Source organism: Actinacidiphila sp. DG2A-62, from assembly GCF_035825295.1.
GTDB lineage: Bacteria > Actinomycetota > Actinomycetes > Streptomycetales > Streptomycetaceae > Actinacidiphila.
Genome location: NZ_JAYMGI010000002.1, coordinates 1965422 through 1988039, shown reverse-complemented (window position 1 = coordinate 1988039; position 22618 = coordinate 1965422). Strand labels below are relative to the sequence as shown.

The 22618-nt window shown below is 75.1% G+C and carries 15 protein-coding genes and 2 pseudogenes; 2 read left to right on the top strand and 15 right to left on the bottom strand.

Going from position 1 to position 22618, the window contains the following annotated elements; translation table 11 throughout:
- The first annotated feature begins 71 nt into the window (after positions 1-71).
- Complete coding sequence (locus VSR01_RS08785; protein WP_326448689.1) at positions 72-539, top strand: RDD family protein; 468 nt, start codon at positions 72-74, stop codon at positions 537-539.
- Positions 540-729: 190 nt separating this feature from the next.
- Here the strand turns inward: VSR01_RS08785 and VSR01_RS08780 are convergent, their stop codons facing one another.
- The 4 genes from VSR01_RS08780 to lipB form a co-directional block, all read right to left on the bottom strand.
- The gene (locus tag VSR01_RS08780) at positions 730-1410 is read right to left on the bottom strand and encodes a DUF4191 domain-containing protein (protein WP_326448688.1); all 681 of its coding nucleotides are present in this window, start codon (positions 1408-1410) and stop codon (positions 730-732) included.
- Positions 1411-1498: 88 nt separating this feature from the next.
- Positions 1499-1726: a hypothetical protein gene (locus VSR01_RS08775; RefSeq protein ID WP_326448687.1), complete on the bottom strand. Its 228-nt coding sequence runs from the start codon at positions 1724-1726 to the stop codon at positions 1499-1501.
- Positions 1727-2029: 303 nt separating this feature from the next.
- Positions 2030-2995 (bottom strand): lipoyl synthase, encoded by a 966-nt coding sequence (lipA, locus tag VSR01_RS08770; protein ID WP_326448686.1) that lies wholly within the window; start codon positions 2993-2995, stop codon positions 2030-2032.
- A 121-nt stretch (positions 2996-3116) separates the two neighbouring features.
- Positions 3117-3926 carry a lipoyl(octanoyl) transferase LipB gene (gene lipB / locus VSR01_RS08765; protein WP_326448685.1) on the bottom strand — a complete coding sequence of 270 codons (810 nt, stop codon included), beginning with the start codon at positions 3924-3926 and terminating at the stop codon, positions 3117-3119.
- Between the two features lie 333 nt (positions 3927-4259).
- On the opposite strand from lipB, the gene VSR01_RS08760 reads away from it, so the two are divergent.
- Positions 4260-5969 (top strand): regulator, encoded by a 1710-nt coding sequence (locus tag VSR01_RS08760; RefSeq protein ID WP_326448684.1) that lies wholly within the window; start codon positions 4260-4262, stop codon positions 5967-5969.
- Between the two features lie 646 nt (positions 5970-6615).
- Here the strand turns inward: VSR01_RS08760 and VSR01_RS08755 are convergent.
- The 11 genes and pseudogenes from VSR01_RS08755 to VSR01_RS08705 form a co-directional block, all read right to left on the bottom strand.
- Complete coding sequence (locus tag VSR01_RS08755) at positions 6616-7809, bottom strand: NAD(P)/FAD-dependent oxidoreductase (RefSeq protein WP_326453564.1); 1194 nt, start codon at positions 7807-7809, stop codon at positions 6616-6618.
- Between the two features lie 500 nt (positions 7810-8309).
- Positions 8310-9194: pseudogene (locus tag VSR01_RS08750) on the bottom strand (TIGR01777 family oxidoreductase); the annotation flags it as partial.
- A 341-nt stretch (positions 9195-9535) separates the two neighbouring features.
- The gene (locus tag VSR01_RS08745; RefSeq protein ID WP_326453563.1) at positions 9536-10054 is read right to left on the bottom strand and encodes a DUF4240 domain-containing protein; all 519 of its coding nucleotides are present in this window, start codon (positions 10052-10054) and stop codon (positions 9536-9538) included.
- An 89-nt stretch (positions 10055-10143) separates the two neighbouring features.
- On the bottom strand, positions 10144-11178 hold the full coding sequence (locus tag VSR01_RS08740) for a GNAT family N-acetyltransferase (RefSeq protein WP_326448683.1): 1035 nt from the start codon (positions 11176-11178) through the stop codon (positions 10144-10146).
- 536 nt (positions 11179-11714) lie between these two features.
- A complete protein-coding gene (gene aceE, locus VSR01_RS08735; protein ID WP_326448682.1) occupies positions 11715-14402 on the bottom strand; it encodes a pyruvate dehydrogenase (acetyl-transferring), homodimeric type in 2688 nt (895 codons plus the stop codon).
- Positions 14403-14610: 208 nt separating this feature from the next.
- Positions 14611-15252, bottom strand: coding sequence for a GntR family transcriptional regulator (locus VSR01_RS08730; protein WP_326448681.1), 642 nt, complete (start codon positions 15250-15252; stop codon positions 14611-14613).
- Positions 15253-15496: 244 nt separating this feature from the next.
- A complete protein-coding gene (gene sucB / locus VSR01_RS08725; RefSeq protein WP_326448680.1) occupies positions 15497-17329 on the bottom strand; it encodes a 2-oxoglutarate dehydrogenase, E2 component, dihydrolipoamide succinyltransferase in 1833 nt (610 codons plus the stop codon).
- A 54-nt stretch (positions 17330-17383) separates the two neighbouring features.
- Positions 17384-18773 (bottom strand): annotated as a pseudogene (gene lpdA, locus VSR01_RS08720) (dihydrolipoyl dehydrogenase).
- Positions 18774-19063: 290 nt separating this feature from the next.
- Entirely contained in the window at positions 19064-20575 is a 1512-nt protein-coding gene (locus tag VSR01_RS08715; RefSeq protein WP_326448679.1) for a leucyl aminopeptidase, read from the bottom strand.
- A 186-nt stretch (positions 20576-20761) separates the two neighbouring features.
- Complete coding sequence (locus VSR01_RS08710; protein ID WP_326448678.1) at positions 20762-22285, bottom strand: WD40 repeat domain-containing protein; 1524 nt, start codon at positions 22283-22285, stop codon at positions 20762-20764.
- The gene (locus VSR01_RS08705) at positions 22282-22509 is read right to left on the bottom strand and encodes a hypothetical protein (RefSeq protein WP_326448677.1); all 228 of its coding nucleotides are present in this window, start codon (positions 22507-22509) and stop codon (positions 22282-22284) included. The genes VSR01_RS08710 and VSR01_RS08705 overlap by 4 nt, the downstream gene beginning before the upstream one ends.
- Positions 22510-22618 lie beyond the last annotated feature (109 nt).

Here is a 22618-nt window from a genome sequence, read left to right as displayed (position 1 = left end):
GGAGCGAGGGGGCGGGCGGGCCGGCGGGGAGCCCGGTTCGGGCGGGATCCGCGGGGGGTTACCGTGGACGGGTGGACAACAGGGATGTCATCGGTTCGTGGCTCTCGGGGCCCCGGGCCGCCGCCGAGCAGATGGGCGTGGAGTTCGGTTACCGTGGCGAGCGCCTCGGGCTCCCCGAGTCGGGGCCGGGGTCCATCGCGTCGATCGGCCGCCGCGTCGCGGCCGTCTTCATCGACTGGATCCTCTGCGTGGTGATCGCATACGGCTTGATCGCGGGCCGTGACGTCCACCTCGCCAACAACTGGGCGCTCGCGGTGTTCGGCGCGGTCAGCCTGATCGGCCTCGCGCTGGTCGGCGCCACGCCCGGCAAGCTGATCATGCGACTGCGCGTGGTCGGCGTCGACGGCAGCCGGCTCAGCCCGCTGGCCGCGCTGGTGCGCACGGTCCTGCTGCTGATCGTCATCCCGGCCGTCGTCTGGGACCGCGACACCCGGGGCCTGCACGACAAGGCGGCCAAGTCGGTCGAGGTCCGCATCTGACCCGCGCGGTGCGCGAGCGGGGCGCCGTACGTGGACGCGGTCCCGTGCGGGAGCCCGCCGGCGCGCGATCCGGGGGCGGTACGCGATCCGGACGCGGTACGCGAACGGGGGCGCGGTCGTCCGCGCCCCCGTGAGTCGTCCCGCCCGCCGTCCCCGTCACCCGGAACCGGGTCGCCCCCGGAACTAGCGGCTAGCGGCCCTTCGGCATCCGCATGCCCCTCGGCATCGGACCCTTGGGAATCGGCATGTTCGACATCAGATCGCCGAGCGCCCGCAGCCGGTCGTTGACCTCGGTGGTCTTCGGGCCGCTCAGCGCCCGCGGCAGCCGCAGCAGCGTGGACCTGATCTTCTTCAGCGGCAGCTCGCCCTCGCCGTCGCCGACGATGTAGTCGTGCACCGGCACGTCGAAGACGACCCGGCCGACCTTGCGCTTCTCCGCCGCCAGCAGGCCCTTGACCCGGTTGGGGTTGCCCTCGCCGATGAGCACGACGCCCGCGCGGCCCACCGCGCGGTGCACCACGTCCTGGCTCTTGTTCATCGCGACCGCGGGGGTGACGGTCCAGCCGCGCCCCACGTTCTGGAGCACCGCGGCGGCCGCGCCGGGCTTGCCCTCCAGCTGGCCGAAGGCCGCCCGCTCCGCGCGCCGGCCGAAGACGACCGCCGTCGCGAGCAGGGCGAGCAGCAGACCCAGGATGCCCGCGTAGATGGGGTGACCGATCAAGAAGCCGAGGGCGAGGATGACACCGAAGGTGACGATTCCCACAGCCGCAAGGACAAGACCGATCGTGGAGTCGGCCTGCCGGGTCATCTTGTAGGTCTGGGCGATCTGTGCCAGCCGCCCAGCGTTCTCGGATGTTTCCTTCCTCGCCATGCCGCAAAGGATACGTGGCCTGGCGGGACACCGTCACCGCGACCGGGTCATCGCGGCGGCGTCGGCGCGGCGGCCCCGGCGGCCCGCGTCACCGCGGCAGGGAGGGGGCCTGCGGACCGGTCAGGCCCGCCATCGCCCGCTCGGCTTCCCGGCGGTCCCTGGCCCGCTGCCGGTCGGCCACCACGGCCGCCCAGGCGTTCCGGCGGGCGGTCTGCTGGCCCCCGCTGAGCAGGAACGTTTCGACGACCCGCAGCGCGCCGGCCACCGGCGCGTACGGGCGCGGACGGGGGTGCGCCTGCTGGGGCTGGGACGGCATCGCGTGCTCCTGGGCTCGTCAGCGCGGAAGGTACGGGGCGGGTACGGCTGCGGTGCGTGAGCGGCCGGCCGGGACACGGCCGCGGCACGGCCCGCGCGGCGCGGCGGTGCGCCGCCCGGTGCGGACGCGGCACGGGATGCCGGGCCCTGCCCGAACCAGCCTGGCCACTCCGTGTTACCAGGCAGTGACCACTCGGTCAATCGCGGATGAAAGCCGCCGCGCCCGCGCCGGGAGGGGCCGGATACGGGTGGCCGGCGGCCGCGCGCCACCCGGGTGCAGCCGATCGCAACCGCGGCGCCGAGGTCAGCGGGCCGCGGCGGCCTGGAGCTGCTCCCGGCGCTCGACGGCCTGCTGGAACAGCCGACCCGCGCGGTAGGACGACCGCACCAGCGGCCCGGACATCACGCCGGCGAAGCCGATCTCCTCGGCCTCCTCCTTCAGCTCCACGAACTCCGCGGGCTTCACCCAGCGCTCCACCGGGTGGTGGCGGACCGAGGGCCGCAGGTACTGGGTGATGGTGATCAGCTCGCAGCCCGCGTCGTGCAGGTCGTGCAGCGCCTGGCTGATCTCCTCGCGCTCCTCGCCCATGCCGAGGATCAGGTTGGACTTGGTGACCAGGCCCGCCTCGCGCGCGCGGGTGATGACGTCGAGGGAGCGCTCGTAGCGGAAGGCCGGGCGGATCCGCTTGAAGATCCGCGGCACCGTCTCCACGTTGTGCGCGAGCACCTCGGGGCGGGCGCCGAAGACCTCGGCGAGCTGGGCCGGCTCGGCGTTGAAGTCGGGGATGAGCAGCTCGACCTTCGTACGGCCGGCCGGGCGGTCCGCGGTCATCGCGTGGATCTGGCGGACCGTCTCGGCGTACAGCCACGCGCCGCCGTCGGGCAGGTCGTCGCGGGCGACGCCGGTGATGGTGGCGTAGTTCAGGTCCATGGTGAGCACCGACTCGCCGACGCGGCGCGGCTCGTCGCGGTCCAGCGGCTGCGGCCGGCCGGTGTCGATCTGGCAGAAGTCGCAGCGCCGGGTGCACTGGTCGCCGCCGATGAGGAAGGTGGCCTCGCGGTCCTCCCAGCACTCGTAGATATTGGGGCAGCCGGCCTCCTGGCACACGGTGTGCAGGCCCTCGCTCTTCACGAGTTTCTGCATCTGGGTGTATTCGGGGCCCATTTTCGCCCGGGTCTTGATCCACTCGGGCTTGCGCTCGATGGGGGTCTGGCTGTTGCGGACCTCCAGGCGCAGCATCTTGCGTCCGTCGGGTGAGACTGCGGACACGGCCGGCTCCCTAAGCTGAGATTCTGCCTACGGCTTCAATTCTTCGGTGAACGCCAGGGTACGCCCTCGCATTCCTGGGCGGCGGCGGATGCCTGGCAGGTCACACCGGCACCGCGGCCCGCTACACCGCCCGCGGCAGCGGCACCGCGGTCGTCAGCACCGCGGTCAGGTGCTTCTCCACCACCGGCAGCACCTCGGCGACGGTGACCTCGCGGCCCAGCTCCGCGGAGAGCGAGGTGACGCCCGCGTCCCTGATCCCGCACGGCACGATCCGGTCGAACCAGGTGTTGTCCGGGTTGCAGTTGAGGGCGAAGCCGTGCATCGTCACGCCCTTGGCGACCCGGATGCCGATCGCGGCGAGCTTGCGGTCCTCGCGGCGCTGGCCGGCGTTGGACGGCGCGTACTCCGGGCCGTTGAGCCGCGGGTCGAACTCCTCTCCCTCCTTGCCCGCCTTCGGCCAGGAGGGGCCCACCAGGCGGGGGTCGAAGTCCAGCGTCAGGCCCCTGGCGGCGCGCTCCTCGACCGGGTCGCCGAGCACCCACACCCCGCTGCGGCCCTCCACCCGGGTGGTCTCCAGCCCGAAGTCCGCGGCGGTACGGATCAGCGCCTCCTCCAGGCGCCGCACGTGGGCGACCACGTCGACCGGCCGGGGCAGCTTCAGGATCGGGTAGCCGACCAGCTGGCCGGGGCCGTGCCAGGTGATCTTGCCGCCGCGGTCCACGTCGACCACGGGGGTGCCGTCCAGCGGGCGTTCGTCGTCGGCGGTGCGGCGGCCCGCGGTGTAGACCGGCGGGTGCTCCAGCAGCAGGCAGGTGTCCTCGATCTCGTCGGCGAAGCGCGCGCCGTGCACGCGGCGCTGTTCCTGCCATGCCTCGGTGTACTCCACCGCGTCGGCCCCGAACCCCAGGTGCACGAAGTGCAGCTCGCTCACGACGACTCCTTCTGCTGTGGCTCTGCTCGTGGTCGCAATGCCCCTCTCACTGTACGGCGGTCGATGCGGGCGGCGGCGGGCGCGTCGGCCGGGGCCGGCCGAAGGCTCGGCGAGGGGCTCCGCGGACGCCCGGTGAAAGGCTCCGCGGGGCTCCCACGGGTCCCGGAGGGCGTAGCAGCGAGCACCGGAGCGCGCCGGTCGGTTTACCCGGAAATGGGCCGGGTGGTCATTCGTTCGGGGGAATATGAGGTTCTTCCGGTGAGCTCCTCGGCACCGACCGTTACATTCACGCCGACTCCAAGACCCGCCCAGCGGAAGTGGACCGCCCTGCCGATGACGGACCGTGCCCCCCAGTCAGAGCCCGACCGCCCGCCGGCGCTCGCCGCGCCGCCCGTCCGGGAGGCCCCGGCGGCCCCCGAGGCAGCCGGGGCCGGGAGCCCGGCTGCCTCGGGGGAGCCCTCCGAGGGCCGCGCGACCCGCCCCAACAGCAGGCTCGCCGAGCTGATCGCGGAGGCCGGCTTCTCCAACGCGGGGCTGGCCCGCAGGGTCGACCAGCTCGGCACCGAGCACGGCCTGGACCTGCGGTACGACAAGACGTCCGTCACCCGCTGGCTGCGCGGCCAGCAGCCGCGCGGCGCGACGCCCGCGCTGATCGCCGAGGTCTTCACCCAGCGGCTGGGCCGCAGGCTTTCCGCGCAGGACCTGGGCATGGACGCGGCGGCGCCGGTCTACGCGGGCCTTGAGTACGCCTCGACGCCCGGCGAGGCGGTGGACATCGTCAGCGGGCTGTGGCGCAAGGACACCGGGAACCAGCCCGAGGTGCGGAAGATCGCGTTCACGCCGGCGGGGCTGGTGGTGCCCAGCCGGGACTGGCTGATCGGGCGGGCCGACGAGTCGGTGGCGTCCGTGCCGCGGCCGGTCGCGCCCGGGGCCGTGGGCGCGGGGCCCGGTTCCCTGGGCGCGGGGCCCGGGTCCGTGGGCGCGGGGCCCGGGTCCGTGGCGGTGGGCGCGGCGTTCGCTGCCGCCGCCGCGGGGGCGGCCGAGGCGGCGGGCGGGCGGGCGGCCGGTACCGCGGGGCCGCGGGTGCCGGCCCAGAGCCGGGGGAGCGTGCCGTGGCCCGTCCCCGCCGAGCCCGGCACGGTCGGCCCCGGCGACATCAGCGCGGTACGGGCCGTCGCGGACCTCTTCCGCACCCTCGACCACGCGTACGGCGGCGGCCACGCGCGCCAGGCGCTGGTCCGCTACCTGGAGCACGAGGCCGAGCCGATGCTGCGCGGCAGCTACGGCGAGACGCTCGGCCGCAAGCTGTTCGGCGCGGTCGCGGACCTGACCAGGCTGGCGGGCTGGACGTCGTACGACATCGGCGCGCACGGGCTCGCGCAGCGCTACTTCGTGCAGGCGCTGCGGCTGGCGCAGGCCGCGGGGGACCGGGTGTTCGGCGGCTACGTCCTGGTGACGATGAGCCGGCAGGCCGTGTACCTCGGGCACGGGCGCGAGGCGGTGCAGCTCGCGCGGGTCGCTCAGCAGGGCGTCGGCACGGCGGCGCCGCACGCGGTGCAGGCGCTGCTGCACGCGGCGGAGGCCCGCGGGCACGGGCTGCTCGGTGAGGCGCGGGCGTGCGCGGCGGCGCTGGCGCGGGCCGAGCGGTCGCTGGGCGCCGCGCGCGGCGGCGACGAGGTGCCCGGGTGGGCGCGGTTCTTCGACGAGGCGCAGCTCGCGGACGAGTTCGGGCACTGCCACCGGGACCTGCGGCAGTGGCGGGCCGCGGCGCAGCACGCCGAGCGGTCCCTCGCGCTGCGCGCGCCGGCGTACGCGCGCAGCCGGCTCTTCTGCCGTACGGTCCTGGCGTGCGCGAGGCTGGGGCTCGGGGAGGTCGACGCGGCGTGCGCGCTGGGGTTCGACGTGGTCCGCGCGGCGGCCGACATGCGGTCCGCCCGTGCGGCGGAGTACGTCCGGGACTTCGCCCGGCGGCTCGATCCCTACCGCGACGCCGCGCCCGCTCGGGCTTTCCGCGATCGCCTCGCCGCGCTTCCCCCACGCTGAGCGTGGCGCCCACTTCCGGCCCCCGGCGGTGGCGGCCAGCGTGGCGCTGGGCGTCGAGCACCTGGAGGGGGAGCGGGGAACTGCTCCCCCCAGACTCCGTCCGGGAGGTACCCCCGTCAGCTGTCGTGGCGTGGATGGTCGTCACCGGCCCGAGGGGGCTGTTGCTGTCGTGCCCGGACCACCGGTCCGGTGGGTGGTTGCTCGCGCCGTTCCCCGCGCCCCTGGGGGGTGACGTCGGGCGTTGCGCGGGCGTGGCTTGTCGGGGGAGCGGGGAACTGTTCCCCCCAGACTCCGTCCGGGAGGTACCCCCGTCAGCTGTCGTGGCGTGGATGGTCGTCACCGGCCCGAGGGGGCTGTTGCTGTCGTGCCCGGACCGCCGGTCCGGTGGGTGGTTGCTCGCGCCGTTCCCCGCGCCCCCGGGGGTGACGTTGGCCGTTGTGCGGGCGTGGCTTGTCGGGGGCGCGGGGGACTGCTCCCCGGACTCCGTCCGGGAGGTACCCCCATCAGCTGTCGCGGCGTGGATGGTCCCCTGGGGGTGACGTCGGGCGTCGGGTCACCCCCGGGGGGCGAGCTACGGTGGGCCCGCGGGGCGTCACCGGCCCGGGAGGGGCAGTTGGTGTCGTGGCCGGGGGCAAAGCGCCCAGCGTTATGCGGCGCGGCGGCCGGGGGTGGGGCGGGCTCCCCGCGAGGGGATGTCGCGGAGGGCGGCCCGCGCGGCGCGGCGCGCGGACAGGAGCGCGCCCTGGACCGTACTGGTGCCGCGGTGGTCGCCGCAGACGTAGAGGCCGGACAGCACCCGCACCGGCCGCCGCAGATCGTGCGGCGCGGCCATGGCCGGCAGGGCCTCCGCGTCCGTACGCATCCCCAGCAGCTCCCACCGGTCCGTCGACACCTCGTACAGCTCCGCCAGGTGCGCCCGCACCGCCTTGTCGTCGTCCCCGTCCGGCGGCGGCCCGAGCACCACGGACGTGACCAGCGCCCGCCCCCGCGGCGCCCGGGTGGGGTCCACCAGGCTCGCCGGGAACGTGTGCGACACCGGACCCAGCCGGTCCGCGTCCAGCACGAGCGCGGGCTCGCGCAGCGGCGGCTCGGGCGCGGCGTGGTGCACCACCGTCACCTGGTGGAAGCCCGGCACCCGCAGCCCCGGCAGCAGCTCGGCCGCCACGCGCGCGTCGGTGGCCACGAGCACCGCGCGGCAGGGGAGTTCCTCGCCGTCCTCGGTGAGCACCGAGTCGACCGCGACGCGCGCCGCGCCGACCCCCAGCCGTACCGTGCCCGGCGGCAGCGCCGCCGCGAGCCGCTCCGGCACGGTCGCCGCGCCGCCCACGGCCAGGCACGCGCGGCCCAGCGCGAAGCCGCGCAGCACCACGTCCGCGACCCTGCTGGACGTGCCCAGCTCCGGGTCGCACAGCAACGCGGCCAGCAGCGGCCGCAGGAACCCCTCGACGGTGCGCGGCGCGAAGCCGCGCGCGCCGAGCGCGAGCGCCGCGGTGGTCTCCGGGCGCGCGGTCAGCCGCGCGACCGGCGTCGCGGCGAGACGGTTGAGCGTGGTGCCCAGCCGCGCCTTGTCCAGCGTCGAACCGATGGGCGCACGGGCGGAGTTGAACGCCGCGCGGGCCCCGCGCGGATCGCCGACCCGGTAGCCGCGGCCGGCCGAGCGCAGCACCGCGCCGGGCGCGAGCGGCGCCAGCGGCAGTCCGCGCAGCGCGGGCAGGCGGCGCAGCTCGGGGTAGGCGGTGTTGAGCAGGTGCGGCCCGCGGTCGAGCCGGAAGCCGTCCACGGTGTCGGTGGCGCTGCGGCCGCCGACGCGGTCCGAGCGCTCCAGGACGGTGACCCGCAGGCCGCCGTCGATGAGATGGCGCGCCGCGGCGAGGCCGGCCCCGCCCCGATCACGATCACGTCCGCCGTTGCGGCTGCCCCTTGCCGGCGTGCTGGTGCGAGCACGATGCCCCTCCCGGAGATCGGGTCCGTTCCCCGCTCGCGTACGGCGACGGGCCGGTCGGGCAGGCGTGCGGACACACGGGGGTCCCGACCCCGCGCCCCCCGGCACGGGGGGTGGCCGCTGTCGCGCGAACGCTGGTAGAGGTCATGCCCCGGACGAGGGCAATCGATGCGGGATGAACGTTCCCTTTCCGGACGATCGGGCCCGCGTCCGGCCGAGGATCACCCCTTGCCGGGAGGCTCGGGGCGCTCGCCGCGCTCCGCGCCGGGGGCGGCGTCGCCTGCGTCCCCGGCGTCCCCGGAACCCTGCGCACTCCCGGCGCCCTCCGCACCCCCGGGCCCCTGCGCACCCTCGGCGTCCGGTGTGCCGGGCTCGTGCGGTACGGGGGAGCGCGCGTCGAGCGCCGCCCTGATCGCCTGCTCGATCTCGGGGTACGTGAACGTGAAGCCGGCGTCCAGCAGCACCTTGGGGCGCACCCGCTGACTGCCCAGCACGTCGCCGGCGAACTCGCCGAGCGCCAGGCGCAGTACCGGCGCGGGCACGGTGGCCACCGTCGGCCGGTGCAGCACGCGGCCCATCGCCTTGGTGATCTCACGGTTCGTCAGCGGCTCGGGGGCGGTCAGGTTGACCGGGCCGGACAGGGACGGCGTGTCCAGCAGGAAGCGCAGCGCGGCGATCTCGTCGTGCAGCGCGATGAAGCTCCAGAACTGGCGTCCGCTGCCGAGCCGGCCGCCGAGGCCGGCGCGGAACAGCGGGAACAGCGGGCCCCACGCGCCGCCGGCCGCGGAGACGACCAGGCCCGTGCGGGCGTGCAGGGTGCGGATGCCGGCGTCCCTGGCCGGGTCGGCGGCGGCCTCCCAGCCGCGGACCAGGTCGGCCAGGAAGCCGGCGCCCGCGGGGCTCCGCTCGTCGGCCCAGTCGGCGCCGGTGTCGCCGTAGTAGCCGATCGCGCTCGCGCACAGCAGGGTGCGGGGCGGGGACGTGAGCGCCGCCGCCGCGCGGGCGATCGTGCGGGTTCCCGCGATACGGCTGTCGCGCAGCTCGCGTTTGCGGGCGGGGGTCCAGCGGCGGGTGCCCACGGGGGCGCCGGCCAGGTGGACGATCGCGTCGGCGTGCTCCAGCCGGGCGCTGTCCACGGTGCCGGCGATCGGGTCCCAGCCGGCCTCGTCCGGGGCTTTCGGCCGGCGCCGCACCAGCTTGACGACGTCGTGCCCGTCCGCGCGCAGCGTGCGCGCCAGCGCGCTCCCGATCAGCCCCGAGCTTCCACTCACCACGATCCGCATGCCCCCATCCTCCCGGACCCCCACACAAAACGCCGGGCACTGCGCCGATCAGGGACCATCCGCGACCCGCAGGTCGCCACCGCCCCGAGGGGGCTGTGCGGCTTGTTCCGGACCACCGGCCCGTGGGCGGTTGCTCGCGCCGTTCCCCGCGCCTCTGGGGAGCCGACGCCCAATGTCGAGCCGACCCGCCGGCGCTCGACGCGAGCACATCGGGGCGCGGGGAACGGCACCCCCCGGACCCCGTCCGGGGGGTGCCCCGATCAGCCGTCGCGGCGGGGAGGGGCGTCACCGTCCCGAGGGGCGGATGAGGTCGGGGGCGGACCACCGGCCCGGTGGGGGGCTCAGTTGAAGCGGAGCCAGAGGCGGGGGTAGCGCGCGGACATCGCGGCCTCGTCCTCGAAGTCGAGGGGCGCGCCCTCGGGCGCGTCGCCGGCCGCGGCCGGCAGGCCCAGCTCGGGCAGGCGGACACCGGTGAGCTGCTCGTACGCCTCGTCCGCCGCGTAGCCGAGATCCTCCGCGTCCCCGTCCGTCTCGGGATCGAACTCGGGGACCAGCTCCGCCAGCTCGTCCGGCGCGTGCAGCGCGCCCTCGAAGACGTGCCGGCCCTGCCCGATCAGCCAGCAGCGGAAGTAGTCGAACGACTCCTCGTCCGCGCCGCTGAGCATGATGTCCGCCGCGCCCCACAGCTCCCAGGTGTTCGCCCGCGCGAAGCGCGTCTCGAAGTGCCGGGCGAAGTCCAGCACGGCCTCCGGGTCGAGCTGGGTGAGGCGCTCGACCAGCAGGTCCGCGTGTTCCTCCGGATCGCCCTCGGCCGCCTCCCGCGTGCCGTCGACGATCTCCCAGAACTCGGTCTCGTCCATCACGCGTCAAGCTTCCCGGTTGCGGCCGTCCCACGCACGCCCAGCGCGCCGGATGGCACCCGTCTCGTTACCGAAACCCGGGGGCGGGCTCAGCGCGCCGGCAGCCGCATCCGGTAGACCACCGTACGGCGCTGCGCGCGGAAGCCCAGCGCCGCGTTGACCGCCAGCATGTGCCGGTCGTCGTCGGCGGTGTCGGTGCGCACCTCAGTGATCCCGGGGTGGTCCGCGGCCAGCCGGCGCAGCATCTCGGCCTTCAGCCGCAGCCCGAGGCCGTTGCCGCGGTGTGCGGGCAGCACCGCGGTGGCGTACTGCCGCGCGGTGTGTCCGGCGCCCGGCGCGGGCACGACGAGTTCGGTGAACCCCGCGATCCCGCCGTCGGCGGACCCCGCGCCCTCCCCGGCGTCGCCGTCCGGCGGGCCGCAGAGCGCCGCGACCGTCAGCAACCGCTCGCCGCGGCGGGCCACCACCTCCGCGGCCTTGCGCAGCCGGGCCGGGTCCCAGCACCGCGGGCCGAGGTCCAGGCGGCCGGTGGCGGTCGCGGCCGCCTCGCCGCGGGCCCGGGCGAAGCCGGCGATCAGGTGCTCGGGAGCGGCGCCGGGCCAGAAGACCAGGTGGTAACCGCTGTCCGGCGCGTCCGGGCGGTCCCGCACACGCTCGGGCACCTCGTCGAGCAGCAGCCGCTGGTGGGTCAGCCGCAGCGCCGGCGAGAAGCCGCGCGCGCCGAGGAACGCCTCGACGGTCGTGCCGGCCGCCGCGTTCGCGACCAGGGTGCGGCAGCCGGCCCGGGCCGCGGCCTCGACCACGGTGGCCAGCAGCCGGGAGCCCGCGCCCAGCCGCCGGTGCGCGGGGTGGACGGTCAGCCCGACGTCCGCGGTGCGGGCGCGCTCCGGGTCGGAGAACAGCTGTAAGGAGGCGGTGGCGACCGCGTCGCCGTTGCGCCCGCGCACCAGCCACAGCACCCGCCGGCTGTCCACGCCGGGGACGGTCAGCTCGCCCCGTACGGCCTCCTGGTCGGGCACCGGCTCGCCGGGCCGGTCGTGGGCGAGAGCGGCGGACTGCACGCGGTGCCAGGCGCGGAGGTCGTCGGCGGTGGGCGCCGTCAAGGGGGCGGGATTGGCAGGCACCGGGGGACCGTAGCGGCCGGTGACGGCGCCCGCAAGAACGATTCACCGCCGCCGCGGCGCCGCCCCGGCCGGCGCACGCGCCCCACCCGTCGGTGGACGCTCCGCCTGTCGCGGCGGCCCCGGGGGCTACGCGCGTCTCTCAGCTCCGATCCGGCCCGCGGCTGCCGCCCCGGGCGTCGCGGGCCGGCGCACCCGGCGCCCGGGACGCCCGCCGGATACGCCAGGCCCTACGTGTGATGGACGACGGCGCGTCTACGCACCGGCTACGACCGCCGATGCCCACCGGGCCCGGCTGCGGCCCGGTTCCGCCCGGCCACTGCCCGTTCGCCGCCCGTTTCCCGCCAGGCCACCCACCGGGACGCCCGCCGGGACGGAAGACGGCAACGGCAGGCGGCGGACGGCGGCCGGGCGCGGACGGCGGCCGTTCGCGGACGCCCTCCGGGTGGCAGCCGGCCGTCCGCCGCACGCCGGACGGGCGGCCGGGCGGCGGCGCAGATCCGCCACCCGCCCGGCCGCCCGCCGTGGCGTCACCCGCGTCAGAGCCCGTAGCGCTCCGCCGCCTCCTTGACCTTCGCCGGCTCGATGTCGCCGCGCCGGGCGAGCGCGGCCAGCGCCTGCACGGTGACCGACTCGGGGTCGACGCCGAAGTGCCGGCGGGCCGCCGCGCGGGTGTCCGACAGGCCGAACCCGTCGGTGCCCACCGAGGTCCAGTCCTGCTCCACCCACGGCGCGATCTGGTCGGGCACCGCCCGCATCCAGTCGCTGACCGCGACGACCGGACCGGGCGCGCCCTCCAGCGCGCGAGTCACGTACGGCACCCGCTCCTCGCCGCGCAGCCGGGCCGCGTCGCACTCCAGCGCCTCGCGGCGCAGCTCGGTCCAGGACGGCGCGGACCACACGTCGGCGGCCACGCCCCAGTCCTGCGCGAGCAGCTTCTGCGCGTCCAGCGCCCAGTGGATCGCGGTGCCGGAGGCCAGCAGCTGGAGCCGGGGCGCGCCGGCCGCGGGGGCCTCGGCCTGCCGGTAGCGGTAGAGGCCCTTGATGATGCCCTCCTCCACGCCCTCGGGCATGGCGGGCTGCACCTTCGGCTCGTTGTAGACCGTCAGGTAGTAGAAGACGTCCTGGTCCTCGCCGTCGCGCCCGGGGCCGTACATCCGGCGCAGGCCCTCGCGGACGATCACCGCGACCTCGTACGCGAACGCCGGGTCGTAGGAGATCGCCGCCGGGTTGGTGGAGGCGGTCAGGTGCGAGTGGCCGTCGGCGTGCTGCAGGCCCTCGCCGGTCATCGTGGTCTTGCCGGCGGTCGCGCCGATCACGAAGCCGCGGCCCAGCTGGTCGGCGAGCGCCCAGAACTGGTCGGCGGTGCGCTGCCAGCCGAACATCGAGTAGAAGATGTAGAACGGGATCATCGGCTCGCCGTGCGTGGCGTACGCGGTGGCGGCGGCGGTGAAGTCGGCGAGCGAACCGGCCTCGGTGATCCCCTCGTTGAGGATCTGGCCGTCCTTCGCCTCCTTGTAGTACAGCAGCTGGTCGCGGTCCACCGGGTCGTACGTCTGGCCCTTGGGCGAGTACAGGCCGGCCGAGGGGAACAGCGACTCCATGCCGAAGGTGCGGGCCTCGTCGGGGACGATCGGCACCCAGCGGCGGCCGGTCTCCTTCTCCCGCATCAGGTCCTTCACCAGCCGGACGAAGGCCATCGTGGTGGCGATCTCCTGGCTGCCCGAGCCCTTCTCCAGCGCCTTGAACGCCTTGTCGGCCGGCTGCGGCAGCGGTTTGGCGACGACCTTGCGGGCCGGCGCCGGGCCGCCGAGGGCCGCGCGGCGCTCGCGCAGGTACCGCACCTCGGGGGAGTTCTCGCCCGGGTGCCAGTACGGCACCACGTCCGCGTCCAGCGCGCTGTCCGGGATGGGCAGCTCCAGCAGGTCGCGCATGGCGCGGAACTGCGCGCCGGTGAGCTTCTTCATCTGGTGGTTGGCGTTGCGCGACTCGAAGCCCTCGCCGAGCGTCCAGCCCTTGACGGTCTGCGCCAGGATCACCGTCGGCGCGCCCTTGTGGTCGACGGCGGCGCGGTAGGCCGCGTACACCTTGCGCGGCTCGTGGCCGCCGCGCGAGGCGCGGAACAGCTCGGTGATCTTCGCGTCGTCCAGCCGCGCGCCGATCGGGCGCAGCGAGGGGTTCGCGCCGAAGAAGTGCTCGCGCACATAGCCCGCGTCGCGGGTGGCGTAGGTCTGGAACTGGGCGTCCGGGGTCTCCCGCAGCCGCTGGAGCAGCGCGCCGTCGGTGTCGAGCGCGAGGACCTCGTCCCAGGCGGCGCCCCACAGCGACTTGATCACGTTCCAGCCGGCGGCGCGGAACTGCGCCTCCAGCTCCTGCACGATCTTGAAGTTGGGGCGGACCGGGCCGTCCAGCCGCTGCAGGTTGCAGTTGATGACGAAGGTCAGGTTGTCCAGGCCCTCGCGGCCGGCCAGCGCCAGCGCGGCGGTCGACTCCGGCTCGTCCATCTCGCCGTCGCCGAGGAACGCCCACACGTGCGAGTCCGAGGTGTCCTTGATGCCGCGGTGCTCCAGGTAGCGGTTGAAGCGGGCCTGGTAGATCGCGGAGAGCGGGCCGAGGCCCATCGAGACGGTGGGGAACTCCCACAGCCAGGGCAGCCGCCGCGGGTGCGGGTACGAGGGCAGGCCGTCGCCGCCGGCCTCCTGCCGGAACCGGTCCAGGTGCGCCTCGGTGAGCCGGCCGTCCAGGAACGCGCGCGCGTATATGCCCGGGGAGGCGTGGCCCTGGAGGTACAGCTGGTCGCCGGAGCCCGAGCCCTCCTTGCCGCGGAAGAAGTGCTGGAACCCGGTCTCGTAGAGCCAGGCCGCGGAGGCGAAGGTGGCGATGTGGCCGCCGAGGCCCTGGCGGCTGCCGCGGGTGACCATCGCGGCGGCGTTCCACCGGTTCCACGCGGTGATCCTGGCCTCCATCGCCTCGTCGCCCGGGTAGGCGGGCTCGGCGGAGGTCGGGATGGTGTTGATGTACTCGGTCTCCAGCAGCGAGGGCAGTGCGATGCCGCCGCTGTCGGCCGCGGCCTCCAGGGTGCGGCGCATCAGGTACGCGGCACGGTGCGGGCCGGCGGCCGCGGCGACGGCGTCCAGGGACGCGCGCCACTCGGCGGTCTCCTCGGAGTCCCGGTCGGGGATCTGGTCGAGCTGGCTCGGCCGGTGCTTGCGTACGGCGTCGGGCATGGGTGGCCGCCTTCCGAACGGAGGGAGGGTCTTCAGGGGTCGAATGCGGTGTCGGCACGACAGGGCTTCGCTCCCCACGGTCGACGATACGTCCTCGATCGATGATCGATCAATGGTGGACGGCCATATCTTCCAAGTCGGCACGCGGTGCCAGCCTTAAGGGCACCCAGTGCCCGATGGCTGTCGCCTTCGAATCGGTGGCGGAACCTCAGACCTGGGGCGCACAGCTCAGGACGTGCGCCTTGATCAGCGCGCAGATCGCCGGATCGCGCCGGGTGAAGGCGTCCACGATGTCCTGGTGCTCGGCGGCGTACGCGCGCGGCGCCGGGCTCAGCCAGCGGATCGACAGCGTCGTCCACACCTCGATGCCCAGCGCCTCCCAGGCGTGCAGCAGCACCGCGTTCCCGGCCGCCCGCACCAGCTCGTGGTGGAAGGCCACGGTGTGCCGCACCTGCTCCTCGCCGTCCAGCTCGGCGTCCGCCGCGTGCAGCGCGGCGACCTCCCGCTCCAGCGCCGAGGGGTCCGCGGCCAGCCGCTCGGCCGCCAGCTCCGCCGCGACCTGCTCCAGGCCGGCCCGCACCGGGTAGCTCTCCTTGAGGTCGGCCGCCGTCAGGTTGCGCACCCGCACGCCCTTGTTCGGCTCCGCCTCGATCAGCCGCAGCGACTCCAGCTCGCGCAGCGCCTCGCGCACCGGCGTCTGGCTGACCTGCAGCTCCACCGCGATCCTGCGCTCCACGATGCGCTCGCCGGGCTGCCACCGGCCGCTGACGATGCCCTCCAGGATGTGCTCGCGGATCTGCTCGCGGAGGCTGTGCACGACCAGGTGGGGAGAGGTGGCGGCAGAGACCATCGTGCGCACTCCTTCACGTGTTGCGTGCCTTAGACGATACGGGCATGGCGCAAGGATGCCTCCCGCCGTGCCGCGCCCGCCCCCGACGCGGGACCGGGCGGCGCGGGCCGCGCCTCGCGGGACGCGCGGCGCCCCGAACGGACGGCCTTGAACGGACGGCGCCCTGAACGGCGGGCGCCCCGAACGGACGGCGCCCCCGTACCCCGTGGGGTGCGGGGGCGCCGGTCACCGTGCGCTCAGCCGGTCACAGACCCAGCTCGACCTCGAACTCGCCGGCCTCCAGGATCTCCTTGACCTCGGTCAGGTAGCGGGCCGCGTCGGCGCCGTCCACCAGCCGGTGGTCGTAGGAGAGCGACAGGTACGTCATGTCCCGGACGCCGATGACCGTGCCCTCGGCGGTCTCCACGACCACCGGGCGCTTGACGGTCGCGCCGATGCCGAGGATCGCGGCCTGGTTCGGCGGCACGATGACCGTGTCGAACAGCGCGCCGCGCGAACCGGTGTTGCTGACCGTGAAGGTCGCGCCCGCCAGGTCGTCGGGCGTGATCTTGCTGGCCCGCACGTTGCCGGCCAGCTCCGCGGTCTTCTTGGCGATGCCGGCGATGTTCAGGTCGCCCGCGCCCTTGATGACCGGGGTCATCAGGCCCTTCTCGGAGTCCACCGCGATCCCGATGTTCTCGGTGTCGAAGTAGGTGATCGTGCCCTCGTCCTCGTTGATCCGGGCGTTGACCACCGGGTGGGCCTTGAGCGCCTGCGCCGCGGCCTTGACGAAGAACGGCATCGGCGACAGCTTCACGCCCTCGCGGGCCGCGAACGCGTCCTTCGCCTGCGCGCGCAGCCGCATGATGCGGGTGACGTCCACCTCGACCACGGTGGTCAGCTGCGCCTGCGAGTGCAGCGCCTTCATCATGTTGTCGCCGATGAGCTTGCGCATCCGCGTCATCTTGACCGTCTGGCCGCGCAGCGGGGACGCCGCGGGGGCGGCCTTCCCGGCCTTGGCCGCGGGCGCGGCGGCGGCCGGAGCCGCGGCCTTCGCGGCCTCGGCGGCGGCGAGCACGTCCTGCTTGCGGATGCGGCCGCCGACGCCGGTGCCGCGCACCGAGGCGAGGCTGACGCCGTTCTCCGCGGCCAGCTTGCGGACCAGCGGCGTCACGTAGGCGCCGTCGTCCGCGGCGGAGGAGGACGCGGCGGCAGGCGCCGGAGCCTGCGGCGCCGGAGCCTGCGGCGCGGGGGCCGGAGCCGCGGGAGCGGGCGCGGCGGGGGCGGGCGCCGGAGCCGCCTGCTGCGGGGCGGGGGCGGGCGCGGCGGGGGCGGGCGCGGGCGCCGGAGCGGCCGGAGCCGGAGCCGGGGGAGCCTGCGGCGCGGGCGCCTGGGCCGCCGGGGCGGGCGCGGGCGCGGCGGGAGCGGGAGCCTGCGCCGGAGCGGCGCCGGCCGCCCCGATGACCGCCAGCTTCGCGCCGACCTCGGCCGTCTCGTCCTCCTGGACCAGGATCTCCAGGACCGTGCCGGACACCGGCGACGGGATCTCGGTGTCGACCTTGTCCGTCGACACCTCCAGCAGCGGCTCGTCCGCCTCGACCGACTCGCCGACCGCCTTCAGCCAGCGGGTGACGGTGCCCTCGGTGACGGACTCGCCGAGCGCCGGCAGCACCACGTCGGTGCCGGAGGCGCCGCTGCCGCCGGCCGCGGCCTGCGCGGTCGGCGCGGGCGCCGGGGCGGCCTGCTCGGTGGAGGGCGCGGCCGCGGCCGGCTGCGGAGCGGGCTCGGCGGCGGGCGCGGGCGCCGGGGCGGCGGGCGCGGACTCGGCGGCCGGGGCGGGCGCCGCGGCCGGGGCGCCCGAGCCGTCGTCGATGACGGCCAGCTCGGCGCCGACCTCGACCGTCTCGTCCTCGGCGACCTTGATGGACGCGAGCACGCCCGACGCCGGGGAGGGGATCTCGGTGTCGACCTTGTCGGTCGAGACCTCGAGCAGCGGCTCGTCGGCCTCGACGTGCTCACCCTCGGCCTTCAGCCAGCGGGTGACGGTGCCCTCGGTCACGCTCTCGCCGAGCGCCGGGAGGGTTACGGAAACCGCCATGGTTGCGGTTGCTCCTAACGGATCAGTGCGGATGGGGTGGCGTTACGGAGGGTGTCAGTCGTGGGCGTGCAGCGGCTTGCCGGCCAGCGCGAGGTGGGCCTCGCCCAGCGCCTCGCTCTGCGTCGGGTGCGCGTGGATGAGCTGGGCGACCTCGGCGGGCAGCGCCTCCCAGTTGTAGATCAGCTGCGCCTCGCCGACCTGCTCGCCCATCCGGTCGCCGACCATGTGGACGCCCACGACGGCCCCGTCCCGCACCTGGACGAGCTTGACCTCGCCCTGGGTCTTCAGGATCTTGCTGCGGCCGTTGCCGGCCAGACTGTACTTGAGCGTGACCACCTTGTCCGCGCCGTAGACCTCCTTGGCCTTGGCCTCGGTGATGCCCACGGAGGCCACCTCCGGGTGGCAGTACGTCACCCGCGGCACGCCGTCGTAGTCGATCGGCACGGTCTTCAGACCGGCCAGCCGCTCCGCCACCAGGATGCCCTCGGCGAAGCCGACGTGCGCGAGCTGCAGGGTGGGCACCAGGTCGCCGACCGCGGAGATCGTCGGCACGTTGGTGCGCATGTACTCGTCGACCAGGACGTAGCCGCGGTCCATCGCGACGCCCTGCTCCTCGTAGCCCAGGCCCTGCGAGACCGGGCCGCGGCCGATCGCCACCAGCAGCACCTCGGCCTCGAAGGTCTTGCCGTCGGCGAGGGTGACCTTGACCCCGCTGTCGGTGTACTCCGCGCTCTGGAAGAAGGTGCCCAGGTTGAACTTGATGCCGCGGCGGCGGAAGGAGCGCTCCAGCAGCTTGGAGCTGTTCTCGTCCTCCACCGGCACCAGGTGCGGCAGACCCTCGACGATCGTCACGTCGGTGCCGAAGGACTTCCACGCGGAGGCGAACTCCACGCCGATCACGCCGCCGCCGAGGATCACCGCGGACTGCGGGACCCGGTCGAGCACCAGCGCGTGGTCGGAGGAGATGATCCGGTTGCCGTCGATGGTCAGGCCCGGCAGCGAGCGCGGCACCGAGCCGGTCGCCAGCAGGACGTGCCAGGCCCTCGATCCGCTGGCCGTTCACGTCGACCGAGGTCGGCGAGGACAACCGGCCCTCGCCCTCGATGTACGTCACCTTGCGCGAGGCCACCAGGCCCTGCAGGCCCTTGTACAGGCCGGAGATCACGTCGTCCTTGTACTTGTGGACGGCCGCGATGTCGATGCCCTCGAAGGTGGCCTTCACGCCGAACTGCTCGCTCTCGCGAGCCTGGTCCGCGATCTCACCGGCGTGCAGCAGCGCCTTGGTGGGAATGCAGCCGTTGTGCAGACAGGTGCCCCCGAGCTTGTTCTTCTCGATCAGGGCGACGTCGAGCCCGAGCTGTGCGGCACGCAGAGCGGCTGCGTAGCCGCCGCTGCCGCCGCCGAGGATCACTAGGTCGAAAACAGTGCTGGCGTCGTTCGCCACGTCACGTCCTCCATGCATGTACGCCGGGTCCGGCCTCCATGACCGGTCGGCGGCTTTGGTTCGGCCGCTTTGTCTCAAAGGGGGCCCTGTCGTGCCGAGACAACATCCTCGCACTTCTTCGCGCCCGGCGGGTCACCGGGCCGCCGGTGTGAGACGAACGAGATACCCGGGCCGGACGGCGGGAGGCGGCGGCGCGGGGACCCGTGCGGCCCCCCGGCCGACGGGACGCGGAAGGCGCGTACGGCCCCGGCCGGCGGGACCCGGGGCCGTGGCCGACGCGCCTCACCCGATCAGAGCAGGGTGCCGTCCGCGGCCTGCCGGGCCAGGCCGACCAGGGTGCGCACCGCGGAGCCGGTGCCGCCCTTGGGGGTGTAGCCGAACGGCGCGCCCTCGTGGAACGCGGGACCGGCGATGTCCAGGTGCGCCCAGGTGATGCCCTCGCCGACGAACTCGCGCAGGAACAGGCCGGCGATCAGGCCGCCGCCCATCCGCACGCCCATGTTCGCGATGTCCGCGGTGGGGGAGTCGAAGGTCTTGCGCAGCTGCTGCGGCAGCGGCATCGGCCAGGAGTCCTCGCCGGCCGCCAGCGCCGTGGTGTGCACCTTGGTGCGGAACTCGTCGTCGTTGGACATGATGCCGAACCGGCCCTCGCCCAGCGCCAGCACCATCGCGCCGGTCAGCGTGGCCACGTCCACGATCGCGTCGGGAGACTCCTCCGAGGCCCTGGCCAGCGCGTCGGCCAGCACCAGGCGGCCCTCGGCGTCGGTGTTCAGCACCTCGACGGTCTTGCCGCTGTACATCCTCAGCACGTCACCGGGGCGGGTCGCGTTGCCGCCGGGCATGTTCTCGGCCAGCGCCAGCCAGCCGGTGACGTTGACCTTCAGGCCCAGCTTGGCGCTCGCCACGACCGCGCCGAAGACCGCGGCCGCGCCGCTCATGTCGCACTTCATGGTCTCGTTGTGGCCGGCCGGCTTCAGCGAGATGCCGCCCGAGTCGTACGTGATGCCCTTGCCGACGAAGGCCAGCGTCCGCGTCGCCTTGGGGTGCGTGTACGCCAGCCGGACCAGCCGCGGCGGGGTGGCCGAGCCGCGGCCCACGCCGATCAGGCCGCCGTAGCCGCCCTTGGCGAGCGCCTTCTCGTCCAGCACCTCGACCTTCAGGCCGAACTCCTTGGCCGCGGCCTGCACGGTGGTGGCGAACACGGTCGGGTTCAGGTCGTTGGAGGGGGTGTTGATCAGATCGCGGGCCCGGTTGACCTCCGCGGCCACCGCGGTGGCGCGCTCCGCGGCGGCCTTGTGCGCCTTGTCCCGCGGCTTCGCGCCGACCACGGCGACCTCGCCGAGCGGGGCCTTGCCGCCGCTGTTCTGCGACTGGTACGCGGTGAAGGCGTACGCGCCCAGCAGCGCGCCGGTGGCCACCGCCTCGACGTCCTCGGGGGCGCCGGCGGGCAGCGCGAACGCGGCCTTCTTCGCTCCGGCCAGGGTGCGCGCGGCCACGCCGGCGGCCTTGCGCAGCGCCTCCGGGTCGAAGGCGTCGCCGTCCTCGGGGGCCTCGCCGAGGCCGACCGCGAGCACGACCGCGGCCTTGACGCCGGCCGGCGCGGGCAGCTTCGTCGTCTCGCCCTCGGCGCCCGAGGCGCCCAGCGTCTCCAGCACGCCGGCGAGGCCGCCGTCGAAGGCGGCGTCCACGGTTTCCGCTCCCGGGGCGAGACGCGGGCCCTTGGCCCCCTTCGTCACTCCCACGACGACGGCGTCCGCGCGCAGCGCCGCGGCGGAGGAGGTACTGAGTGTCAGAGCAGTCACGGTGGATGAGGTCCTATTCGGTCGGAGGTCCTGGTGCGAGCGGCCGGTGGATGGGCCGGCCCGGCCCCTCGCATGGTATGCGCCCCCGTCCCACCCATGGCCATCCACCCGCCCGGCCCCGTTCACCTCGGGAGCGCGCGCAGACCTCCGTGACGCGCCCGGACGCCGGGGCGGGGACCGGCGCCGTCACTGCGGCCGGTGTTCCGCAAGCTCCCAGTCGACGTCCCAGATGTGGACGTTGCCGTCCTTTCCCGCGGCCAGGACGTGCTGCCAGTCGGCGGTCATGTGCACGGCGTTCACGTCGCACCGGTGGCCTTCCAGCCGCCCCACGTTCCGGCCCGAGGCCACGTCCCACAGCCGCAGGACGTGGTCGGAGCCGGCGGTGAGGACGAAGCCGCCGACGGGCACGGAGTGCACCGCCCGCAGGGCCGTGGCCGCGTCGCCGGTGCCGAGGCGGTGCAGGAACCTGCCGGTGGGCAGGTGCCGGACCCGTACGCCGCCCTGGCTCCGCAGCCAGGTGGCCGTCACCAGGTGGTCGTCGGGGGTGAGGCACATGGAGACGGGCCCGCCGGCGGGGTAGGTCTCCGGGACCCGCACGCAGCGACCGGTGCCCAGGTCCCACTGGCGGACGCCCGCGTCCAGCGGCCAGGCCGACAGGACATGGCGGCCGTCAGCGGTCACGCACAGCGTGTCGACCGGTCCGCGGTGCCCGGTCATCGTGTGGACGCGGGCGCCGGTCCGCAGGTCCCAGACCCGTACCGCGCCGTCCCTGTCCCCGGTCACCGCGTGGCCGCCGTCCGGCGTCACGTCGACGGCGAGCACCGCGTCGCCGTGCCCGGCCAGCGTGGCGCCCGCGCCCAGGTCGGCCGGGCCGTGGGCGAGCGCGGTGAGGTCCCACACCCGTGCGGTGCGGTCTGAACTCGCGGTCACGACGTGGCGGCCGTCGGGCGTCACGCACAGCGCGTGCACGGGGCCGGTGTGCCCGGTGAGCCGTCCCACCCGGCGGCCGGCCGGCAGGTCCCAGATCCACACGCAGTGGTCACGGTGGCCGCTGGTGAGGGCGAGCCGCCCGTCAGGGGTGCTGCACACGTCGTGGACGGGCTGGTCACCGGCTTCGAGGCGGCGGCTGAGCCACGCGGCGCGGAATCCCGTCGGCCGGGTGGTCGACGCCATCTGCCGCCACGTGGCCATGGCCTCCGGCGATCGCTCGTGACCGGGCAGCGACCGGGCGACGCGCAGCAGGCCGAGCGCGGCGGCGGTGTTGCTCTCGTCCCGTTCGCGCGCTGCCCGCCGCAGCAGCGCCGTGCTGCGCGTGTCCGCGCTGAAGACGGCGTCGGTGGAGCGGGGACGGCAGATCTGGAGCGGGGACGCGTCCGGGCGCCGGGCCAGGTCCCGCACGACGACCCGGCCCAGCCCGGCCTGGAGCAGGTAGCGGCCGTCCGCGGTGAGTTCCGCGTGCGCCCCGAGGGCGTCGACCTGGTCGTAGGCGTTCAGACAGCGGCCCGTGGCGAGGTCCCAGACCCTGGCCGCGCCGCCCAGTTCGACGGTGAGCGCCCGGTTCGCCGCGAGAGCGACGCGACCCACCACTCCGGTGTGTCCGGCCAGCTCCCCGAGGCCGGCGCCGGCGTCCAGGTCCCACAGGCGTGCCGACTGGCCGCCGTCCCCGGTCAGCGCGAGCCGCCCGTCCGCGCTCACGGCGAGGGCGCTCACCGGGGCCCGATGCACCCTTCGAGGCGGTGCAGGCAGCGTCCCGCGCGGACGTCCCAGACCCGGACGGCGAGATCGCTCTCCTCGGCGGCGGTGACCACCAGCCGTCCGGTCCGGTCGGCGGCCATGTGCCGTACCGATCCGGTGTGCCCCGACAAGGCGCCGTGCCGCCGGCCCCGCCGCCAGTCCCAGATGTCGACGGCGCCGCCCTGCTCGGCGACCAGCACCGTGTTCTCGTCGAGGAAGAGGGGCCGGCGGTGGCCTCGCCGGCAAGAGGGAGGACGTACGGACGCGGCCGGCGGGTGCCGAGCCGCCAGATCCGTATCCGGTCGGCCT

Coding starts and splice junctions, on each gene's coding strand:
- VSR01_RS08780 (WP_326448688.1), bottom strand. CDS start 1,410: ATGGCGAGGAAGGAAACATCCGAGAACGCTGGGCGGCTGGCACAGATC.
- VSR01_RS08775 (WP_326448687.1), bottom strand. CDS start 1,726: ATGCCGTCCCAGCCCCAGCAGGCGCACCCCCGTCCGCGCCCGTACGCG.
- VSR01_RS08760 (WP_326448684.1), top strand. CDS start 4,260: ATGACGGACCGTGCCCCCCAGTCAGAGCCCGACCGCCCGCCGGCGCTC.
- VSR01_RS08745 (WP_326453563.1), bottom strand. CDS start 10,054: ATGGACGAGACCGAGTTCTGGGAGATCGTCGACGGCACGCGGGAGGCG.
- aceE (WP_326448682.1), bottom strand. CDS start 14,402: ATGCCCGACGCCGTACGCAAGCACCGGCCGAGCCAGCTCGACCAGATC.
- VSR01_RS08730 (WP_326448681.1), bottom strand. CDS start 15,252: ATGGTCTCTGCCGCCACCTCTCCCCACCTGGTCGTGCACAGCCTCCGC.
- sucB (WP_326448680.1), bottom strand. CDS start 17,329: ATGGCGGTTTCCGTAACCCTCCCGGCGCTCGGCGAGAGCGTGACCGAG.